A 21026-nucleotide genomic window follows, 5' to 3' on the forward strand; every position below is an offset into this window, starting at 1 on the left:
TTTCATAAAATTGAAGATAAATTTCTTTTTTGAGTTGAGTCATCTCATCAGTCTATCAAAAGTATGACCTTTGATAAAAAAATAATAACAGTGCTCCAACAAATTAGAATATTCAAGCATACGTGGAGCATAAAAAGCCAGAACATCTTTCCAATCCATTGCCGGCATATTTTGTGTTTTATGACGTTTTTTGCTTAAGAGAGCACGCGCTTTTTCTGTTGCTTGTAAAACATAAGCCATTATTTATGGTTCGATGGGATTTCGTAAAATGAAATGGGAAGCTTATCGTGTTTTTCCGTAAAATACTGCCGTTTAGAGCTGTGATATAAGGTATGAAAATTTACCACATTAAGGTGTTTTTTGTTAGAGTGTATGATAGAATTCAGGACAGGATTTGTCTGTAGAGAGCTTATGAAATAAACCATATAAAATGGTTTCAGTTGGAATCTGTTATATAAAAAGCAAGATTGTTGATAGATCGGCTCTGGTCGAAGTTTCTGTTTTAGGGTAGGAAGACAGTCAATCTATGTATCTTTCCATTTCATAAAAGGGTGAGAGTGTATTTTAATACAATGGCTAAGGATATAATTTCAGAATGATTTTGTTTGTTTTTAAAAGATAGTGAATACTCTCCTTTTACTTTATTGATGATGTTCAAGACTTATTTAAAATATAAAGAAGGCTAAAATGCTGAACATTTCCCAAACAAGAGTATTCTGTTTGAAAGATGTATCAATAGGAAAGCTTTTGGTGGCTAGGTCTCAAAAAGGGATTTGTCATATAGCGTTAGGAGACACTATAGAGCAATTATTACAGGAGTTTACGATACGCTTTGGTGATGCACAACAAGTTGTAGGTGACAATACATTTAAGAGAGAAGTTGCCCATATTATAGCCATGATAGAAACACCTAAGCTGGTAAAAAAATATAATTTTCCCTTAGATATAAATGGTACAGTTTTTCAACGACAAGTATGGGCAGTATTATGTGATATACCATGTGGTGAAACAATTTCCTATGAGATCTTAGCGTGCCGTATTGGTATGCCGAAAGCTTTTCGTGCCGTTGCTAATGCCTGTGCACGTAACGAATTGGCTGTTATCATTCCTTGTCATCGTGTTGTGCGTAAAAATGGTTTTATTTCAGGGTATCGTTGGGGGGACAAACGGAAACAGATTTTACTACAACGAGAACAAAATGGAGAAATTTAACTTTGTGTGATGGGCATTATAATCGTTACAGTTGTTCCTTTCATTTCTTTTGAAGTAATTTCAAGTTTTCCTTTGTGGAGTTCTAGCAAGGAGCGTGAAATGGCTAAGCCAAGACCTGAGCCCGTATGAGATTTAGTAAGCTGATTTTCAACTTGTTCAAAAGGTTGCCCAAGTTTTTTAATTGCTGATTGGGGAATACCAACACCTGTATCTGTAATTTTAAAAATAAGATTATTTTTTTTCTTGAAAGCGCAGACATCAATATTTCCACCAGAAGGCGTAAATTTAACGGCATTAGAGATGAGATTAAGGAAAATCTGTTTCATTGCACGACCATCAACTTCAGCATGAAGTTCTGGGGTAATGTTTGTTGTAACAACAATATTTTTTTCTTGAGCTTGAGGCGTTAATGTTCGTACTGCTTCACTAATGATGGGCTCAAGATCGGTATTTTTACAATCAAGCGTAAATCTTCCTGCTTCGATTTTTGACATATCAAGGATGTCATTGATAAGGGTTAGAAGATGGGTTCCTGAATTGTAAATATCATGCATATATTCCTTATAGCGTTGTGAACCAAGAGGACCAAAAGTTGATTGCAACATGATGTCTGAAAAACCAAGAATAGCATTCAGAGGCGTGCGCAATTCATGAGACATATTGGCTAAAAATTCTGATTTAGCCTTATTAGCACTTTCGGCGCGTTCTTTTTCTGCTTTCAAACTTTTATTAAGTTTTTCAACTTCTGTTGCGCGTTGTTGAGCACTCCCTCGCGCGCGCTTGAGTTCTTGAATGAAAGAAAAAAGACGCCTTTCACTGTCTTCAAATTTTTCCTGTTGTTGTTTAAGCTCAGAAATATCAGTACCAATACAAACCAATCCTCCATCTTGGGTTCGTCGTTCGTTAATTTTGAGCCAACAACCATCTGCCGTTTGGCGAATACTGGTTAAGTTACCAGTACCATCATCTTTAAGGGGATATTCACTGAGTGCAGGGCGTGCCATGGCTTCGACGGTTGCACGTTGGATACCTGATTGTAGAATTTGTTTAGGAATAGCGGCATATTCGCAAAATTTGCTGTTGGACATGACTAAACGTCCTTCAGCATCCCACAAGACGAAAGATTCTGAAATGTTTTCAATCGCATCACGGATACGAAGGTCGGCTTGCGCCGTTTGTTCAGCCAATTGTTGCTGTTCACTAATATCGAAGGAAATACCAACCAAATGGGGTTCTTCTTCTTCAGTCACTTCGGCACGAATGCGCATCCATACATAATGACCATCAGCATGACGCATAGGAACGTTAATATCGATATGCTTTTTTTTACCGCTCATTAATTCCTGAGCAAGGTCAAAAAAATTCGCATCATTTGGATTGATAATGGCGCTAATTTGGGAAATTGAGAGCAATGCATCTTGAGGGACATAGCCGAGCATTTCGTACATTGCTCGTGACCAGTAGACGCGTCCACTTGCCATATTCCAATCCCATAGTCCACAGCGTCCACGCATCATTGCCATATCAATACGGTTTTGAATTTTTTCTGAAACAAGATCTGTTTTGCGTGCTCGTACAATTTGGTTATAATAAGCATAAAGAAGAGCGAGGATAACGCCACTAGTTCCAATGAACATGGTTATATTTAACGAGAGAGCTTTCCGCCATTCCATGTAAATATGTTGCATTTTTTTACTGATGAATACCCCATATTGTCCATTTTCTGTTTGCTGAAAGGAAGCAAGAGCAGGAATATCTTTTCCTATTGTAATTTTCATGATTCCAGCATGTTTTCCTAGAGCTTGTAAAGTAATGCTTTCAGAGGTAAAATCCTGTAAGGGTTTTCCTAAGACAATCTCGGAACTTGATGAAGCTAGGACATTGCCTTTTTGATCGACAATAGCAATAACAGCGCTGGTTTTTATAAAACCTTTGTTACGAAAATTGGTTAGGATATTTTGTAAATGATTATGAGAAAGAGCAGCAGCTTTTCCTTGTCGAGTGGCGGCAAGTAAGTCACGGTCGATTGTATTGGTAATATGAGAAGCTAAGAGAGTGATGGTAGAATGCGTGTTTTTATCAATTGTGTTGCGCCAATCATAGATTGATAGGAAACGGATTGCTGCTAGTATAACAAGAAATGCAAGAATTACAAATGGGAGTGAACGTCGCAGCCAAGGTTCAATAAAAAGAAGTTTTTTATAGGCAGAACCAGAAAATAGATTGGTACGCTCTGTCCGCTTCTTGCGACTTTGAGCGCTTGATTTTGAATCAGCATACACCTCCCTTGGCGCATTATATGCGTCCAATTTAGCCATCTCGCGTTCCTTTAATTCTGGAATAATGTGATTTAAAAACTGCTTCGATATTCATAGTAACCCCATCGAGTGCAATGAATCAAAACAGGAGTCTTCTGTCCAGTCTTTTTTTTAAAAAAAATAATTTTACTTTTATGATTTTGGAATATGAAAAGAAAAAAGTACTTTAAACGTGATCTATAAACAGGCTTAGATTGCCTGTTTATAGATTTAATGATGATCGAATAGTTTATAGAATTTATTTTAAAAAATATTATAGCATATTGATTTAAAATATTTTTTTGTTTCAAGTGAGCAGACGGTTGATGATATCAGCAACATCGCTTGATAATTTTGGCGCAGCAGCAATCATTTTTAATTCAGTTTCAAGTTTTTGTTGTCGAATAGGTTCTAATTGTCGCCAAGAGCGCATCATTGTTAATAATCGTGAAGCAAGCTGTGGATTTTTTTTGTCAATTTCCAAAATGACTTGGCAAAGAAAATGATAAGACGCTCCATCCATCCTATTAAAGCCCGTGAGATTGTTAGAGGCAAAAACACCGATTAGGGAACGTACACGATTAGGATTATCTTGTGAAAAAAGCGGATGTTGCATGAGCTTTTGAACATTCTCGAGTGTTGATGTGCCAGCAACCATTGCTTGAATAGAAAACCATTTATCCATGACCAAAGGGTCATGCTGATAGCGGTTTTCAAAATCATTTAAGGCATTTTGTGCCTGCTCACTTTCATTAAAACGCTTCACGAGAACAGCGATACTCGCCATACGGTCAGTCATATTATCAGCTGTTGCATACTGTATAGCAGCTCGATTTGGATTGGCTTCAGCAATGGAAAGGTAATCCAGTATGATATTCTTTAATGCTCGCTTTCCAGCTTGTGCTGTGTTTGGTGAATAGGGCTCTTGGGTTTGCATTTGTCCATAGAATTTTGTTAAGAGCTCTTGATGAGTTTGTGCAAGTGAAGCTAAAAACTGATGGCGGACATAATGAATACGATCTGGATCAATATTTTTACCGATTGTATGAGCAAGCTCAACTTCACTAGGTAAATTTAAACAGAAGGCACGAAATTCAGGCTCTAAGGTTTCATCTGTTATGATCGTTTCAATCAGCTTTAGCAAAGCAGAAGGGAGTGTTGCTTTTTCTTGTGTTTTATCTTGAATGCTGTGAATCAAAGCTTGCGTCATTAAATGATTAAGAGATTGCCAGCGATTGATGTGATTGTCATCATGTTGTGCAAGAAAAATAAGTTCTCTTTCATTGAATGGAGTGTGTAGAATGATTGGTGCTGAAAAGTCTCGCAGCAGTGATAAAACGGGTTTTTCATGCAGTCCCTTTAATGTAAACGTTTGGCTTTCCTTGGATAAAAGCATAACATTTGATTGAATATCTGTATCTGCTTCATAGGTGAGGTTTTCTCCGTTAGATCCTAACAAGCCAAATACGATAGGGATAAGCATAGGCTTTTTTGTATTTTGTTGTGGGGTTGCGGGAATATGTTGCTTTGTATGAATTGTTAAAACACCATCGCTATAATGACTATCGATTTCTACATTGGGTGTTCCTGCTTGTTCATACCATAGCATGAATTGGGAGAAGTCTTGACCAGACACTTCAGCAAAACAGGTAATAAAATCTTCAATTGTACAAGCTTGTCCATCATGACGTTGAAAATAAAGATCAGTGCCTTTACGAAACAGAGTAGGACCTAAAATAGTTCGTATCATGCGAACAACTTCAGCACCTTTTTCATAAACAGTTGTGGTGTAAAAATTATTAATTTGGCTATATTGACGAGGACGTACAGGATGCGCAAGAGGTCCTGCGTCTTCTGCAAATTGCGTCGCTTTTAATGCTTTTACATTTTCAATTCGCTGTAGGCTGCGTACATTTTGATCTGATGAAAATTCCTGATCACGATAAACAGTGAATCCTTCTTTTAAACAGAGTTGAAACCAATCGCGACAGGTAACACGATTACCGCTCCAATTATGGAAATATTCATGTGCAATGACACGTTCAACATTTCTATAATCCTGATCGGTTGCTGTTTCAGGATCGACAAGAACATATTTATCATTAAAAACGTTAAGGCCTTTGTTTTCCATTGCTCCCATGTTAAAGTCGGACACAGCAACAATATTGAAAACATCAAGATCATATTCGCGTCCGAAACATTGTTCATCCCAACGCATGGAACGTTTAAGAGCATCCATTGCATAGGTTGCGCGTTCGGTTTTTCCTTTTTCTACATAGATACCAAGCTCGATACGTCGTCCAGATACAGTTGTAAAATGGTCTTCTAACTTATCAAGATCTCCACCTACTAAAGCAAAGAGATAAGATGGTTTGGGATAAGGATCTTCCCAAATGGCAAAATGGCGATTATTCTCTAAAGTTCCTGTTTCCACCAGATTACCATTTGAAAGCAAGATTGGGATTGTTTGGGTATCTGCTTCAATTTTCACTCTATAGGTAGAAAGAACATCTGGGCGGTCGTAAAAATAAGTAATACGACGAAAACCTTCCGATTCGCATTGTGAGCAATAAACACCATTTGAAAGATAAAGCCCCATAAGTTGGCGGTTGCTTTCAGGATTCAGTTCCGTAACCAATTTCAATGTAAAAGGAGCCGTTGGTGGCGTTGTAATTTCTAAACGTGAAGGCGTCACTTTATAAGTGTTTGGGGCTAATATCTCATCATTAATAGAAACAGAAATTAAAGTAAGATCATCACCAGAAAGAACAAGAGGTGCTAATTCTTTTGTATCGTGACGGGATTCAATAGACAATATGGCTGTAACATAGGTTTTTGTCGGTGCTAATTGGAAAGAAAGTTGTGTTTTAGGGATAACGTAAGGGGTTGGTTGGTAGTCTTCCAAACGATAAATAGATGTTATTGGCTGTTTCATAGTTTTTTCCCATTTGTATTTTAAGAGTTAAAGAAGGGTGTGTTAATTTTAGAAGCAATATAGGATTAAAGAATTACAAAAGGCTGTCGAGGCGATTTTTTACTTCTAAGAAGTCTATCCATGTAAGCTTCTTTTGACTAGGGGTTCTAAGAAGGTAAGCTGGGTGGAAAGTTGGCATAACAGGTATTTTTATATTATCCTCGCTTTCATAGATATGCCATTTCCCTCTTGTTCGGATAATCCCATTTTGAGATCCAGTAAGAAACTGTGCAGCAACGCCTCCCAGTGCTATAAGAACACGAGGACGCGCTAAATAAATGTGCCGTTCAATAAAAGGGCGGCACAAGGCAACTTCTCTTGGTGTTGGTGTACGATTTCCTGGTGGACGCCAAGGAATAGTGTTGGCAATGTAAACATTATTTCTTGTTAAGCCAATTGATGCGAGGATTTTATTAAGCAACATCCCAGCTTTTCCCACAAAAGGAATTCCTTGTATATCCTCGTCTCGTCCTGGTGCTTCGCCTATAAGCATCAGGGGGCTTCCTGCTGTTCCATCTGAAAAACAGGTATTTTTTGCTGTCAATTTTAATGAACAGCCATTAAATGCAAGGAGAGCAGATTTTAATTCATCAAGTGTCTTTGCACTTTTTGCACTCTCTATAGCTGTGGATTCATTTTGTATAGTCCTAGAGTTATGCAGCTGATGATGATCTAATTTTACGGTTGGAGATGTTTTGGGAGATGCTTGTTGATTATGAGAAATGTTAACAACAGGCGTTAATTTTCTCTCTGAACAAGCAGACTGCTTAAAACGATCAATAGGAAAATCTGTCAGAACGGCATCCGCACCACTTTCTTTATAAAAGTTTAAGAGTTCTTCATAGGAAATTGAGCAAGGCGTTTGATTTAACATTTTACTTTTTCTAATGATCTAGCGATTATAGATCAAACAAAATTATCCTTCAAGTTTTATTAAATGTATTCGCTAGCCATTAATGTATAAGAACGCTGATAGGCTTCTCTCTTTTCACAAAAAAGGCAAATCGTAAAATGCGAGTGTTCGCGATTATATGCATCTTTAAATGTATAATTTGTTTAAATTGCGCTATTTTAACTTTTTAAACAGACTAAACTCACTCATAATAAAAGAATTTTTTACTGAATGCAAGTGGTGTGATAATATTTTTTATCATTATATTCTATATTCAATACTTAATGAAAGTGAATTTTGTAGTATTTTATTTATAAAATTAAGTATAAATTTTATATTATTATATTTTTTAATAACTTTTATTAAAAATATTAAATATATTAATTGAAATATATAAATATTACTTTTATATAAGAAAATACTAAGACGTTATAAACTATTTTTACAATGGGTTAAAAGCAATGTGTGGATATATGCTTTTGCTTTTTTTACAGCTGAAATGAGAGGTTCATTTAATGCTAAATGCGCTGCAATAGCGCTTGAGAGAATGCAACCTGTTCCTCGCATTGTTCCTTTTAAACGTGGAGTAGAGATATTTATGACTTCAGTTTTGTCAATGAAGCTATCAATTGCAAGAGGACCTTCTGCATGTCCCCCTTTTACTAAAATAGAGCGAGCTCCCAATGACAAAAGTTTTTTTGCTTGTTGTATTGCTTGCTTATCATGAGATGCCAATGGACTTTGGCTAAGAAGAGCGAGTTCTTCTCTATTCGGTGTTAAAAGATCAACATGAGGAAGCAGTTTATCGATCATAGTGTCGATGATTGTTTCCGTTATTAGTTTTCCTCCTGATGAAGCGACAAGTACAGGGTCCAAAATAACTGGAACATGGGGATAGTCTTTGAGTACGTTACAGATTACTGCTATAATTGCTTTTGTCCCCGTCATACCGATTTTTATTGCGCTTATTGGATTTGCTTCTAGGGCAGCACGCATTTGCGCAGCGACGAGGTCTCCACGCATTGGAATGATTTCGACAACGCGATTATCATCTTGTACGTTAACACAAGTAATTGCTAAATTTGCTTTTATTTGAAAATGCGCAGTGGTTTCTATATCACGAACAATACCAGCACCTCCTGTTGGATCAGTGCCCGCAACAATAAGAATGGAAGGTATCAACGCCATGTTTGTGTCACTTTTATCCACTGCTGTACACGTTCTTCAGGTTTTTTATGGAGGATAATATCAGTCACAACAGCAGCACTATTTGCTCCTGCTTTTAAAACACCAACTGCGCGTTCTGGTGTTAAACCACCAATACCCACCAAAGGTAAAGCACCAATCCGCTTTCTCCATTGTTTGATTTTCTCTAGTCCTTGCGGCATCCATTTCATTTTTTTTAAGATTGTCGGATAAATAGGACCAAGTGCAATATACTCAGGATTAGCAGAGAGTGCGGTATCCAATTCATATTCATCATGTGTACTAAGACCAACTTTTATACCACTTTTACGAATTGCGTGAAGATCAGCATTGCTCAGGTCTTCTTGTCCCAGATGAATAAAATTACACTTTTCATCAATTGCTATTTCCCAATGATCATTAATAATTAATTGTGCTCCCAATTTATTGCATATGTTTTTTGCACGCTTAATATGTTGACGGATTATTTGTTGATTTTCATGTTTCATACGCAATTGTACGAGCTTGATACCAAGAGGAAGCAAACGTTCAATCCAATCAGCGTTATCAACGATGAGGTAAAATGGATCCAGTTTCATGAAAATACCGCTTTTCCAATGATTGGTGTTGAAGGGACTGCTACATTGCGTGCTTCGATCATGCCAGCTTTATATCCCATACGTCCTGCTTGAACAGCTTTAGAAAATGCTTCAGCCATTAAGACAGGATCAGCTGCTTTAGCAACTGCGGTATTAAGCAGTACTGCATCATAACCTAGTTCCATCGCAATGGCGGCATGTGATGGGCGTCCAATGCCGGCATCAATAACAAGAGTAGCATCAGGAAGGTAAGCACGGATAGAACGCAATCCATCAGTATTATGAGGTCCTTTGGCAGAACCAATAGGAGCACACCAAGGCATAATAACACGGCAACCAATGTCGAAAAGTTTTTCAGCAACAATGAGATCATCCGTTGTATAGGCAAAAATTTTGAAACCTTCATTGTTTAAAATTTGAGCAGCTTCGATTAAGGAAAAAATATTTGGCTGTAAGGTGTCTGAATTACCGATAATTTCGAGTTTAATCCAAGCTGTTTTAAAAAGATCTCTTGCTAATTGCGCTGTGGTTACGGCTTCTTTAACAGTATAACAACCAGCAGTATTAGGAAGCACTGTTACCCCAAGATCTTGAAGAAATTGCCAAAATTGTCCGCCTTGTTTTCCTCCTGCAGTTTCACGGCGCAAGGAAACAGTTACAATTTCCGTATTCGATTTATGAATAGCATCACGAAGGATTGCTGGTGAAGGATATTGCGCTGTACCTAATAGAAGACGGGAAGAGAATTGTCGTCCATAAAGATTCAGCATAATTTTAGCCTCCTTGCATTGGGCTTAAAATTTCAATTTTATCTCCTTCATGCAAGACAAATTGGCTTCGTGCATCTATAGGAACAACTTCAGCGTTAACAGCAGTTGCAAGCCAATTCCCTTCATACCCCAATTCTTCAAGCAAGAGACCGAGAGTCATAACTTCTGTTTGGACTGTTTCACCATTAACAAATATTTGCATGCTTTATTCCAATGCCAATTTCATTGCTCGTTTTGCCATTTCTGGAGACAACAGAAAACCATGTCTATAAAATCCATTAATAGAAATAAAGTTACCATCTTTATGCACAGAAGGGAAGTTATTAGGATAACATGGACGAACACCAACGCCAGATTCAATAATTTCTGCTTCAGCAAAAGCAGGATGTAAAGTATAAGCCGCGTTGAGCAGTTCCATCATTGATCTTACAGAGATTGCACCATCAAAGTCACTTTCAATCATCGTTGCACCAATCATAAAAATATTATCTTGTCGAGGTACAATGTAAAGAGGAAACCGTGGGTGAAGAAGACGAATTGGACGCGAAATTTTAATATCGGTGCAGCGCACGAGAAGCATTTCACCGCGTACGCCCCGTATATTTTTATCTTTTCCTAAACGTGCTATTCCTGTCGCATCAATAACAATATCAAAATTTTTTTCAGCCTTCTCTACATCAACAAAACAGGCTCCATTGTTGAGAAGCTTTTCTTTTAAAGCCATAAGTGCTTTGCGAGGGTCAATATGGGCTTCATTTTCATAAAAGAGTGCACAGTTAAAACGTTCAGCAAGATCTGGTTCAAGATGAGCTATTTCTGTATTATCTATGGTTTTGTGATTATGCGTACGCACAGAAAATCGTTCAAGCTCTCCTCTATCTCGTGTAGGTGCAACCACTAAAGTGCCTTTTTGTATGACAAGGTTGGGGAGCGTTTTACGCCACCATTGTATAGCTTGTACACCAAGATCTTCAACAATTTGTTCTGCACTTTCCCTTTCACAGTAAGGTGCGAGCATTCCTCCTGCATACCAACTAGCACTTCCTATAGGTGAATGAGAGGGGGCTGATACAGTAACAGAAGCACCTTTTTGCTTTAACATAAAGGCAGCTGTTAAGCCGCCTACACCTGCACCTTTGATAAGAATGTTCTTCAACTATTTACTTTCTTTTTTTGAGGAGGAACAATTTCCATATAAAGGTCACCATTTTTCTGATATTTTTCGGCCATGGCGATCATACCTTCCCCTTTTGTTTTTCTTATTGCGGCTGCCTCACGAATATCATGGGAAATACGCATAGAACAGAACTTTGGTCCACACATGGAACAAAAATGCACCAATTTATGGGCTTCTTTAGGCATTGTCTCATCATGAAAGGCACAGGCTGTTTCTGGATCAAGAGAAAGGTTAAATTGATCATGCCATCTAAAATCAAATCGTGCACGCGAAAGAGCATTATCGCGCAATTGTGCTCTAGGCAAACCTTTGGCAAGGTCTGCGGCATGAGCAGCAATTTTATAAGTAATCACACCAGTTTTTACGTCATTCCTATCGGGCAGTCCTAGGTGTTCTTTAGGTGTTACATAACACAACATAGCAGTTCCAAACCATCCAATCATAGCGGCACCAATTGCTGATGTAATATGGTCATAACCAGGAGCAATGTCTGTTGTAAGAGGTCCCAAAGTATAAAAAGGCGCCTCATGACAAAGATCTAATTGTTGCTCCATATTTTCTTTAATTTTGTGCATTGGGACATGCCCAGGGCCTTCAATCATAACCTGTACATCTTTTTTCCAAGCAATTTTTGTCAATTCTCCCAAGGTTTTAAGCTCTGCAAATTGGGCTTCATCATTGGCATCGGCAATAGAGCCAGGACGCAATCCATCCCCCAATGAAAGAGAGATGTCATACGTTTTTGCAATATCACAAATTTCATCAAAATGTTCATAAAGAAAACTTTCTTTATGATGATGCAAACACCATTTTGCCATAATAGAACCACCTCGTGAAACAATACCTGTTACCCGATCAACGGTCAAAGGGATAAAAGGTAGTCTTAATCCCGCATGAATGGTAAAATAATCAACCCCTTGCTCTGCTTGCTCAATAAGGGTATCACGGAAAATGTCCCATGTTAAGTTTTCGGCAATACCCTGTACTTTTTCGAGTGCTTGATACAGAGGAACAGTCCCGATGGGAACAGGGGCATTTCGAATAATCCACTCACGAATATTGTGAATGTTTCGACCTGTTGAGAGATCCATAACTGTATCTGCTCCCCAGCGAATGGCCCAAACCATTTTATCAACTTCTTCTTCCATAGATGAAGTCACTGCTGAATTGCCAATATTGGCATTAATTTTAACACGAAAATTACGTCCAATAATCATGGGTTCGCATTCTGGATGATTAATGTTTTGTGGGATAATGGCGCGTCCACAAGCAATTTCATTGCGAACAAATTCCGCAGTATAAATTTCTGGTATTGATCCAGCAAATGTTTCATTTGATGGTACATTCTGCCGTTCTTCTACTGCTAATCCTTCATTTTCTCGTATAGCCACATATTCCATTTCTTCGGTAATAATGCCTGCGCGTGCGTAAGCCATTTGTGTAATTGCTTTGCCATTTTTTGCTCGTAAAATAGAACGTTTTTGCTTAAAGGCTGGTGTAAGGTTTTTATCAGAAGTCAATCCATTATCTTCAGGTTTAACTAATCGTGCAGGATAAGTTTCAGTATCATCCCGCTTAGAGAGCCAAGGCAAGCTAATTGCTGGCAGGCCTTTTGTAATATCAATGATCATATCTTTATCTGTGTAGGGGCCAGAAGTATCGTAGACGTTTAAAGGTTTTTCACCACTGCCATCAGCCAGTGAAATTTCACGCAATGGTACGCGCACATCAGAAAAGAGAAGGCTCTGTTGATAAATTTTGCGTGAAGCGGGAAAGGGGCTACAACTGATTGATGGAGTATTTTTCTGCACAAACTTTTTCCTTATAGACACAGAGTTCAAAAATAGGTTGCGATGTTAATGGAGTTATGATGTTAATGGAGATGTATTCAAATTATCAATTACGAGCATTCAGAAGAATAGGGATAGTATTGCTTTATAGCAAAGAAAACCCAATACATCTCAAGAAAAATTATTTTGAAAAACTAAAACAATATCTATTCTAATATTTGCATGCCTCCTCCCACTTGAAGTATTTTTGTTAATACGAATATGGTTGGCTTAAATATCTATATTGTCAATCATAAAAATATATTTTAAACAATTTTGGTTTGTTTTTAAGAGTGAAAATAGATATTATGAAGTGATAAACTATGATATTGAAGCTTTTATAAACCAGAATAAAGTTAAAAACGGACTATCAGGGAAAAGTAGATAGTTTATGGCTCTGATTGAGATTTTTTTCATATTAAAATAATAACTCAGAATACCATAAGATCCTCTCATCATATATCTTTTCATATAAAAACATTTCCTTGCACGTCATAAATGGGAGCGTATGGGGCAAAGCACTTGAAGAAAGGAAGCCAAATGTCATTTAATGAACATTCTAAGATGTGAGGCTGTCAAAACGTGGGGGACAACAAAATGTATGATGGATTCCACTTGTATCTTCAAAATCTTAAAGCTGATGATCTATAATGGCTTGCTATTGTATCATGGACGTGCGCTGTCGTAAAATGAAAGGAGTATATTTTGAGCAATATTTCTTAAAAAGTGCGTAATATGCAATATCATTATATTTTGTTTGGGGCATTCTATTCTTCATGAGGGGGATGTTCCCATTAAGAATGCGATAAACAAAAGCGTGAAACAATACCTAATCTTTATTATTAAAAATAATATTGTCTTGAATTAAGAAGAACACCAATAATTGCAAGATGTTGTTTAGAATGATTTATTGTTCTTGCAAAAAAAATATACATATAATAATATATAGAGGTAGATGTGTTAACTGTGGGAGGGGAAAAGTTGGTTATGGGGCGTTTAAAAAACAAGGATATTGTTCATAAAAATTGGGGGAGAGGCTAGGTTATGCTTTTTAATTTTTTCCGGATCGGATACAACCTTCAAATTTTGTGAAGGTGTGTGATATTGAATATTTCAAAGTATTTTATTTCCAGTTTAATGAAAGTGTGGAGCAAATGTCCATATTGAATATATTCTCTGTGATACATTTAGATTGAACAAAAGCTTATTCAAAAAAAACATTGGTGCTAATCTTGTGACACAATTTCAGAAATAAATTGAATAAAATAGAACAAAGTATGTGCGTGGGAATAAAAACATAATGAAGCATATAAAAAATTTGAAGCTAATTTTTAAAATTTTAATACAAATGATAGCTAAAAGATAGAATTTCTTTGTTTAAAATATATGGTATAAAATATCGACGAGATAGATTTAAGCTATTGAAAAAAAAGATAATGTTTAAGTCAGAAACTTTCTATGTGGATGATAAGTTATTACATTCAGTAATGGTTATATGAAATCCATAATAAGGAAAAATTTGAATAGTATTTATAAATTTTGCAACAAGATGCAAGATTTAAAAAATAATTATATAACAACAGCAAAGCAACAAAACAAGATATTAAGTAACATAAGATGAGTTAGTTAGATTATACATTAGAAGAGAAAGCATTAATACTAATGTTATGAAAAGCGTCTGGTGAATTTAGGTTATAAAATTGGAAGGAGTGAAGAGAGATAAAATACGTAAATAAGGATGGTGCAGTGGTTATGATGTACCAATCAACAGCGGCAGCACATTTTAGTGCACAGAACGAGAAGTTGTTAGAAAAACTATGAAAATAATGGGGGATTTAAAATGTCTAATATTTACGATTGGTCTCTAAAGGCTGATGAAAATGCTTATTCAGATAGTATCATTAATTGGGCAGAAGGACAGCCGCCTAGTTCTGTTAATGATAGTGCACGGGCGATGATGCAGCGCGTGCGCGAATATCTTGCAGATAATGGTGGATCTATTAATTCAAGCTTTATAGTAAATTTGGAAGATAAAACAACATTAATTACCTTAAAGACAGTTTCGCCTATAAAGAAATACAACAATGATATCGTCATACGTTTTAAAGCTTGTGGTGTAAATATTGGCGTGACAACAATAACTGTTAATAATATAGGAGAAAAGCTTATCTATAAAGCCACTGATACGGGGGTTATACCATTAGAAGGTGGAGAATTTCAAACAGATGGCATTTATGAAATGGTATACAATAATGGTGTTTTAATAAAAGAGCATGAGGGTTGGTATTTATTAAACCCTACACCACCTAAGATAGAAAGTTTCCCCTCTGGATTCATTGCAACATTTGCTATGCAAAATGTGCCAAATGGTTGGCTTTTATGTGATGGTAAGGCCTATAAGCGTGAAGATTATCCGCAGTTATTCGAGGCAATAGGTGATAAATGGGGAAAAGACAGCAATAAAACTTTTAAAGTTCCTGATTTTAGAGGTATGTTTTTACGCGGCTTTGATAATGGTCGGGGTTTAGATGGTGGTAGAAAGTTTGCAGATGAACAACAAGATAGCATAAAATCACATACGCATATTGGGAGTATTGAAAACGCAGGCGAGCATGCGCATAATTTTGAGTATCAAGGGGTAGGATGGCCCGTTGGTGATATTGGGAGACTCCCGAATCATTATACTTATAATGCGACCCTGAAAGGGAGAACAGCTTCTGCTGGTGCACATACACACAAGGTAACTCTTTCCCATACGGGTGAGGCAGAAACGCGCCCTGTTAATACAACCGTTGTCTATGCTATAAAATCATGAGTATGTTTAAGTAATAATAATAATCTATACACCTTGATAATTTTGTTAACGCGGAGCAATTCCGCGTTATTTTCTATGCATATGAAAAGGAAATCTATATTGTTAATAGGATACTTGAGAGAGTGAAAAAACAATTTTAAAATGATTGAAAGAAAGAGTTAAGGATATAATTTATTATAAAAAAAAGAAAATCATAACTTTTTTATAATTGTACGATAACATAGGGAAAATGTGTAAAAATCATTTAAACTGTGCCGTGAAGAGATCTGGAGATATATTTTTTCATAAGGTGTTTTGATAGGGGAAGGTAGTAAAATTATTCAACCTGAGGCATAAAAAAGTACAATATTTTTAGCGTTTTTTGTGCAAAAATAGCATAACCCTGTATGAGTTAATTCATCTTATAAAGATATTTTTCACCTTGTTGTCGATTTCATTTCTTTGCATTGCCATGGTAGGAGGCTTTATCTGTAAATGATAGTGTACCCCTTTGAGTGGAATCATCGTTATGCTTGTGAAGCAGCAGAGCAACGCTATTTCTATACTCTCTCCTCATCCCTATATTCCGTATTGTTTTTGCATTAGGGGGCTTACAAGAAGCGTTATTGAGTTTATTTTAAAGTTTTTATTCAATAGGTTAATTCTTTATGATATGCCAATAAACAATTTTTTAATAGAGAGAGAAAAGTAAAAATATCATTGTAAATCAATATTTATTTATAAAAAAAGCTAAAGTATATGTGTTATAAAGAAAACATTACCATTAAAGCTACAAATAAATCTTTTATGGAGGGGAGAAAGGTACTTGATTTCTATATAGTCCTTAGAAGATATAAATAATACACCCGTTATTATAACAAAGGCATTTGTATGTATTTCTTGAATCATTTTTATAAAGATAAAAGTGATAGAAAGAGTGAGAAAACGCATATTTATGTTGTATAAATTCGTATTATCTAAAAATTTGATAACAAAACAAAACTTCACATGTTTTTAGTTACGTAAAATCTTGAAAGATTTTAAACTGGTATTTTTTTCAAAAAATATCTTTAGGGTAATTGGTCTTCTTTTTTTATGATAGATGACAAAAAGGAATTCATATAAAAATAAAAAAGATTCTTGAATATTTGCGTGTTTTATTTTGCTATGGACTTTAGTTTTTAGATTGAAGCCGATAGCTTAGAGATCTAATTTCATAGGAGGATGTCGTTTGAGGGAGTATAAAAGGGATATCTTCTTTAGGTAATTCAGAAACGTTTAAAGAACAATGATAAACATTGCGGAGATTTTGTGTTGTCAAAACATTAGTTGCATTTCCTTCGCAATAAATCTTACCTTCCTTGAGCAAGATCATGTTATCTGCATAATGTGCCGCGAGATTGAGGTCATGAAGAACAGCAAGAACACCGCCACCAGAATGAGCAAATTGTTTAGCAATATCCATAACGATGATTTGATGTTGAATATCGAGGCTAGCAATAGGTTCATCTAATATCATCCAGCGAGGAATCCCATTATGAACAGGTTTCCAGACTTGGCAAAGTACACGGGCAAGTTGCACTCTAGCTTGTTCTCCGCCTGATAATTGGTGATAATACAGGTTGCCATAATCAGAAAGGTCAACGCACTCTAAAGCTTTCTGGATAAGATTTTGCAATTCGGCTTTGGCAATGCTAAATTGGTTTACAGAAAGGCCAAGCCCTACAACTTCATGGACTAAGAATGGAAATACGAGCGTTGTTGATTGTGGTAGTACAGCGCGCATTTTTGCCATTACATGAGTTTTTGTTTGGCATACATTATAACCATTTAAGGTTATTTTTCCACTGTAAGGAATTTCACCACTCAGAGCTTTGATAAAAGTACTTTTTCCTGATCCATTAGGACCAATAATAATGGTAAAAGCACCACTTTTAGCTTGAAGATTAATGTGTTTAAGAATCTGCTTCTTTCCGCGCTGAACACAAATATTTGTCGCTTCAATCATGAAAAGTCTGTTCCTCGTTTGCATATAAGGATCCATAGAAAGAAAGGTGCACCAAAAAGTGCTGTTACAATCCCAATCGGCAATTCTGCGGGGGCAACAATTAAGCGTGCAAACATATCAGCAAAAATAAGTAATGCTGCTCCCAAGAGAGCAGAGCAAGGAATGAGATAGCGATGATCAGGACCAATGAGCTGACGTAAAATATGAGGAACAATAATACCAATAAAACCAATACCACCACTGACAGCAACAGCACTGCCGCACATAAGAGCAACAAGAGGAATAGCAATATTTTTGACGCGTTGAATATGGAAACCAATATGGCCAGCAACAGCTTCTCCAAGAGCAAGGGCATTAAGTGCTCGTGATAAAAAGGGAGAGAAAAGAAGACCAATAACGATAAAAGGGAGAACGAGCCATACTTTCAACCATGTAGCGCCCGCAAGAGAGCCCAGACTCCAAAAAGTGATATCACGCAGTTGTTGGTCATTTGCGACAAAAATCAATGTTCCGACAACAGCACTGCTTAATGCACCAAGAGCAATGCCAGCAAGCAGCATGGTTGCAATAGAGGTAAAGCTGTTATGCGTTGCTATTATGTAGAGAATAATCGTTGATAAAAGTCCACCAAAAAAAGCACCTATGATAACTTTATAAGGCTCTAGAAAAGGTGCAAAAGAAACAGGAAAAGCAATGCCGACAACAATTGCTAAGACTGCTCCAAGTCCAGCACCTGCTGATACACCTACAATTCCGGGATCTGCAAGAGGATTACGAAAAAGCCCTTGCATAAGAACACCGGAGACAGCTAAAGCTGCTCCAATCAATAATCCCAAGATAACACGGGGAAGCCTTATGTCGATGAGCACGAGGTAATCACGCGTTTTACTACTTACCGAAAAATCTTGTGTAAGCATCACATGGAGGAGATCAACGAAAGAAACCTTTGCTGCACCATTCAAGAGCCCACCAAAAATACTGAAAATAAGGAATATTATTAAGCTTAATAATAAAATCTTCCCCTGTTTTGAACGGTTTATTTTTTTACCTTCTTTTTCTTTAGGTAAATGCATCCTGGATGTACCGTCTACCATTTTTATCAGCTCTTACCGTTTTGATGTGCACCATAAAGTATCTCAATAAGTTCTCTTGATGCGTCTGCAGTACGTGGACCAAATCCCAAAAAATACATAGCATCCATCTGTTTTATGGCATGATTTTTCGCTGCAGTTGTTGCTTGAACTGCCGGTATGGCTAAAATCTTATCAATGCTGGTTGATCTTGCACCATGTTTTACAAGCAAAATAACATCAGGATCTGATTTCAATAATGCTTCGCCGTTGAGAAGTTTATATCCTTTATAATCGGTGATAGCATTGATAGCGCCTGAAAGTTTGATCATACTATCAGCTGCAGTACCTGTTCCAGATGCCATGACGCGTCCATTTTGCACAGAGAAAACAAAAAGAACACGCTTTGGTGTTGTTACTTTCGCCAAAAGCGCATCGTTGTCTAAAAAATTACGCTTCAATTTCTCAATTAACGCCGCGGCTTGCACTTCCCGATGAATGGCTTGACCAACGAGGCGAATCTTTTCTATCACATTTTCACGGGAGTAGTCTTCTGGTATGATCACCAGAGGTATCGATGTTTTTTTGAGAATATCAATTGTTGAAGCGGGACCACTTCCTTCAACAAGCAATATACCCTCTGGAGCAAGTGATAAAACCCCCTCAGGTGAAAGAGCACGCATATATCCAAGCACAGGAAGCTTGAGCGCTTCTTGTGGGTAGACGCTTGTACTATCACGGGCGACAAGTTGATCTTGGGCTCCCAATGCATAGACAATTTCTGTAAGTGCTCCGCCGATAGAAACAATTCGAGCATTTTCAGGAAAACGCGTTGCAGGTTCAGCAATTACTTGTTTAGAAAAACAAGTAAGAGAGAGCAGTAAACACATAAGAAAAAGGTTTGATAACCTATGTAAAAGAGATATGAACATGTCTAACCTTATCTTAGTTACTGCTGTTTTCTTGGCATGATGGCAAACTATTCAATAAAGAACGCCAATCTTCACGTTCTTTTTGACCCTCCTTGCGTACGCCAAAGAATTGAATAACCATCTCATCATCTTTATCGAAAACTTCAAGTGAACTGACATAACCATCACGGGTAGGTTTGCGAACATGCCATACTCTAGCAATTCCGGACGTGAGTAAATGAAGGTCAAATCTTGGATCAAGAACATTAAGCCAAGGTCCCATTTGCTTAATATTTTTTACAGTCCCACTAAAAATTTGAATACACCCTTTATTCCCAACAAAACACATGATTGGCAGTTCTTGTTGTGCGACTTGGTTAAGCATTATTTCAACAGCATTTACCTGTAATTCATCGGCAAATTCATTACCAACATATTTTACAGCATGATGTCGATTAATTTTAAATTCGGAAATAATTTTGTGAAGTTGGTGTACATCTGTCATTTTGCGCCAACGATCCCGAAAACTCTCAATATCCAATTCTGTTATGTCACATTGGGCTGGGAGAAAAACGGGAAGAATGTTAAGAACAGGAGACTGATCTTCAAGAAGGAGCTTTTCAACAAGTTTATTCCACTCTTCCATATTTGTCATATCTTTAGAATAGACCTTTAAAATAGCAACGCCATGTTGATCAAAGAATTGCAGACTTTTTGTAGGTTTTCCAAGAATAACGACATCATATTCAAAACCGAACTTCCATTGTTTTGTAAAAATACGCAAATCAATTTCACCAAGTGTGATAGGAATATGTTCGTTTTGAACAATTTTTTCAAAACGTCCCGTTATTTCGTGAACAGCATATTCATTGCGAGTTAAGACCATGACGGTTCCAAGTCGAGGTGCATTTTCTAAGAGAGTAGCAACATCAGTTTGTAGCCTTTTTGCTTTTCCAATGGTACAATAAGCCGCAATAAGCTCTGCTTCAGATATACCAATCGAAACCGCAAAATCGCGGTTTCGCATTTCTTTTTTTTCTTCACGCAAACGAAGAATCATTTCAGCTGTATGTGCCATGAATTTACCTTATGTTACTTAACTCAAAAACTAACTTTCAAATTTTACAATTCCAAGGCAATAAATTAAATTCTTTTAAGAGTTCAATCTATCACAAAATAACACTCTATCGCCAACAGCTGAGCAATCAAAAAACGATAAAACAGAAAGAATTAAAACTTTTCTACCAAATCTTTGTAATTTAAAAGATGTTGAAAATAGAAACACAATAATTAATCCTTTTATCAATA

The 21026-nt window shown here is 36.7% G+C and carries 16 protein-coding genes; 2 read left to right on the forward strand and 14 right to left on the reverse strand.

Going from position 1 to position 21026, the window contains the following annotated elements; all coding sequences use genetic code 11:
* Window positions 1-39: 39 nt before the first annotated feature.
* Window positions 40-240 (reverse strand): hypothetical protein, encoded by a 201-nt coding sequence (locus tag ACFIK2_RS02645; protein WP_375634312.1) that lies wholly within the window; start codon window positions 238-240, stop codon window positions 40-42.
* 447 nt (window positions 241-687) lie between these two features.
* Here ACFIK2_RS02645 and ACFIK2_RS02650 point away from each other — a divergent pair, with 447 nt between their 5' ends.
* Window positions 688-1212 (forward strand): methylated-DNA--[protein]-cysteine S-methyltransferase, encoded by a 525-nt coding sequence (locus tag ACFIK2_RS02650; protein WP_375620707.1) that lies wholly within the window; start codon window positions 688-690, stop codon window positions 1210-1212.
* Here the strand turns inward: ACFIK2_RS02650 and ACFIK2_RS02655 are convergent.
* From ACFIK2_RS02655 to thiC, 9 genes are all read right to left on the reverse strand, one after another.
* On the reverse strand, window positions 1209-3530 hold the full coding sequence (locus tag ACFIK2_RS02655) for an ATP-binding protein (RefSeq protein WP_375634187.1): 2322 nt from the start codon (window positions 3528-3530) through the stop codon (window positions 1209-1211). The two genes, ACFIK2_RS02650 and ACFIK2_RS02655, sit on opposite strands and share 4 nt — an antisense overlap.
* Window positions 3531-3816: 286 nt before the next feature.
* Window positions 3817-6444 carry an aminopeptidase N gene (gene pepN / locus ACFIK2_RS02660; protein WP_375634185.1) on the reverse strand — a complete coding sequence of 876 codons (2628 nt, stop codon included), beginning with the start codon at window positions 6442-6444 and terminating at the stop codon, window positions 3817-3819.
* A gap of 73 nt (window positions 6445-6517) precedes the next feature.
* Complete coding sequence (locus tag ACFIK2_RS02665; protein WP_375634182.1) at window positions 6518-7357, reverse strand: uracil-DNA glycosylase family protein; 840 nt, start codon at window positions 7355-7357, stop codon at window positions 6518-6520.
* Between the two features lie 447 nt (window positions 7358-7804).
* Window positions 7805-8563, reverse strand: coding sequence for a hydroxymethylpyrimidine/phosphomethylpyrimidine kinase (locus ACFIK2_RS02670; RefSeq protein WP_375634300.1), 759 nt, complete (start codon window positions 8561-8563; stop codon window positions 7805-7807).
* Window positions 8554-9159 (reverse strand): thiamine phosphate synthase, encoded by a 606-nt coding sequence (locus ACFIK2_RS02675; protein WP_375634178.1) that lies wholly within the window; start codon window positions 9157-9159, stop codon window positions 8554-8556. The genes ACFIK2_RS02670 and ACFIK2_RS02675 overlap by 10 nt, the downstream gene beginning before the upstream one ends.
* The gene (locus tag ACFIK2_RS02680; protein ID WP_375617625.1) at window positions 9156-9929 is read right to left on the reverse strand and encodes a thiazole synthase; all 774 of its coding nucleotides are present in this window, start codon (window positions 9927-9929) and stop codon (window positions 9156-9158) included. Before ACFIK2_RS02680 ends, ACFIK2_RS02675 begins: the two co-directional genes overlap by 4 nt.
* A 4-nt stretch (window positions 9930-9933) precedes the next feature.
* The gene (gene thiS / locus ACFIK2_RS02685; RefSeq protein WP_273791115.1) at window positions 9934-10131 is read right to left on the reverse strand and encodes a sulfur carrier protein ThiS; all 198 of its coding nucleotides are present in this window, start codon (window positions 10129-10131) and stop codon (window positions 9934-9936) included.
* A 3-nt stretch (window positions 10132-10134) separates the two neighbouring features.
* Complete coding sequence (gene thiO / locus ACFIK2_RS02690; RefSeq protein ID WP_375617626.1) at window positions 10135-11085, reverse strand: glycine oxidase ThiO; 951 nt, start codon at window positions 11083-11085, stop codon at window positions 10135-10137.
* On the reverse strand, window positions 11082-12917 hold the full coding sequence (gene thiC / locus ACFIK2_RS02695) for a phosphomethylpyrimidine synthase ThiC (protein ID WP_375617627.1): 1836 nt from the start codon (window positions 12915-12917) through the stop codon (window positions 11082-11084). Before thiC ends, thiO begins: the two co-directional genes overlap by 4 nt.
* A gap of 1858 nt (window positions 12918-14775) precedes the next feature.
* Here thiC and ACFIK2_RS02700 point away from each other — a divergent pair.
* Window positions 14776-15750: a tail fiber protein gene (locus ACFIK2_RS02700; protein WP_375611203.1), complete on the forward strand. Its 975-nt coding sequence runs from the start codon at window positions 14776-14778 to the stop codon at window positions 15748-15750.
* A gap of 1153 nt (window positions 15751-16903) precedes the next feature.
* Here the strand turns inward: ACFIK2_RS02700 and ACFIK2_RS02705 are convergent.
* Genes ACFIK2_RS02705 through ACFIK2_RS02720 form a run of 4 tightly spaced genes read right to left on the reverse strand, consistent with a single transcriptional unit; the run spans window position 16904 to window position 20796 of the window.
* Window positions 16904-17737 (reverse strand): heme ABC transporter ATP-binding protein, encoded by an 834-nt coding sequence (locus tag ACFIK2_RS02705; protein WP_375634176.1) that lies wholly within the window; start codon window positions 17735-17737, stop codon window positions 16904-16906.
* The gene (locus tag ACFIK2_RS02710; protein WP_375617630.1) at window positions 17734-18831 is read right to left on the reverse strand and encodes a FecCD family ABC transporter permease; all 1098 of its coding nucleotides are present in this window, start codon (window positions 18829-18831) and stop codon (window positions 17734-17736) included. Before ACFIK2_RS02710 ends, ACFIK2_RS02705 begins: the two co-directional genes overlap by 4 nt.
* A 5-nt stretch (window positions 18832-18836) precedes the next feature.
* Window positions 18837-19739: a hemin ABC transporter substrate-binding protein gene (locus ACFIK2_RS02715; protein WP_375634174.1), complete on the reverse strand. Its 903-nt coding sequence runs from the start codon at window positions 19737-19739 to the stop codon at window positions 18837-18839.
* Between the two features lie 13 nt (window positions 19740-19752).
* Window positions 19753-20796 carry a hemin-degrading factor gene (locus ACFIK2_RS02720; RefSeq protein WP_375634304.1) on the reverse strand — a complete coding sequence of 348 codons (1044 nt, stop codon included), beginning with the start codon at window positions 20794-20796 and terminating at the stop codon, window positions 19753-19755.
* Between the last annotated feature and the right edge of the window lie 230 nt (window positions 20797-21026).

This window comes from Bartonella sp. AP88XZML, from assembly GCF_042195565.1.
Taxonomy (GTDB): Bacteria; Pseudomonadota; Alphaproteobacteria; order Rhizobiales; family Rhizobiaceae; genus Bartonella.

Excerpts from the sequence above, each read along its gene's own strand:
- ACFIK2_RS02645 (WP_375634312.1), bottom strand. The coding sequence starts at position 240 with ATGGCTTATGTTTTACAAGCAACAGAAAAAGCGCGTGCTCTCTTAAGC.
- ACFIK2_RS02650 (WP_375620707.1), top strand. The coding sequence starts at position 688 with ATGCTGAACATTTCCCAAACAAGAGTATTCTGTTTGAAAGATGTATCA.
- ACFIK2_RS02655 (WP_375634187.1), bottom strand. The coding sequence starts at position 3,530 with ATGGCTAAATTGGACGCATATAATGCGCCAAGGGAGGTGTATGCTGAT.
- pepN (WP_375634185.1), bottom strand. The coding sequence starts at position 6,444 with ATGAAACAGCCAATAACATCTATTTATCGTTTGGAAGACTACCAACCA.
- ACFIK2_RS02665 (WP_375634182.1), bottom strand. The coding sequence starts at position 7,357 with ATGTTAAATCAAACGCCTTGCTCAATTTCCTATGAAGAACTCTTAAAC.
- ACFIK2_RS02670 (WP_375634300.1), bottom strand. The coding sequence starts at position 8,563 with ATGGCGTTGATACCTTCCATTCTTATTGTTGCGGGCACTGATCCAACA.
- ACFIK2_RS02675 (WP_375634178.1), bottom strand. The coding sequence starts at position 9,159 with ATGAAACTGGATCCATTTTACCTCATCGTTGATAACGCTGATTGGATT.
- ACFIK2_RS02680 (WP_375617625.1), bottom strand. The coding sequence starts at position 9,929 with ATGCTGAATCTTTATGGACGACAATTCTCTTCCCGTCTTCTATTAGGT.
- thiS (WP_273791115.1), bottom strand. The coding sequence starts at position 10,131 with ATGCAAATATTTGTTAATGGTGAAACAGTCCAAACAGAAGTTATGACT.
- ACFIK2_RS02700 (WP_375611203.1), top strand. The coding sequence starts at position 14,776 with ATGTCTAATATTTACGATTGGTCTCTAAAGGCTGATGAAAATGCTTAT.
- ACFIK2_RS02705 (WP_375634176.1), bottom strand. The coding sequence starts at position 17,737 with ATGATTGAAGCGACAAATATTTGTGTTCAGCGCGGAAAGAAGCAGATT.
- ACFIK2_RS02710 (WP_375617630.1), bottom strand. The coding sequence starts at position 18,831 with ATGGTAGACGGTACATCCAGGATGCATTTACCTAAAGAAAAAGAAGGT.
- ACFIK2_RS02715 (WP_375634174.1), bottom strand. The coding sequence starts at position 19,739 with ATGTTCATATCTCTTTTACATAGGTTATCAAACCTTTTTCTTATGTGT.
- ACFIK2_RS02720 (WP_375634304.1), bottom strand. The coding sequence starts at position 20,796 with ATGGCACATACAGCTGAAATGATTCTTCGTTTGCGTGAAGAAAAAAAA.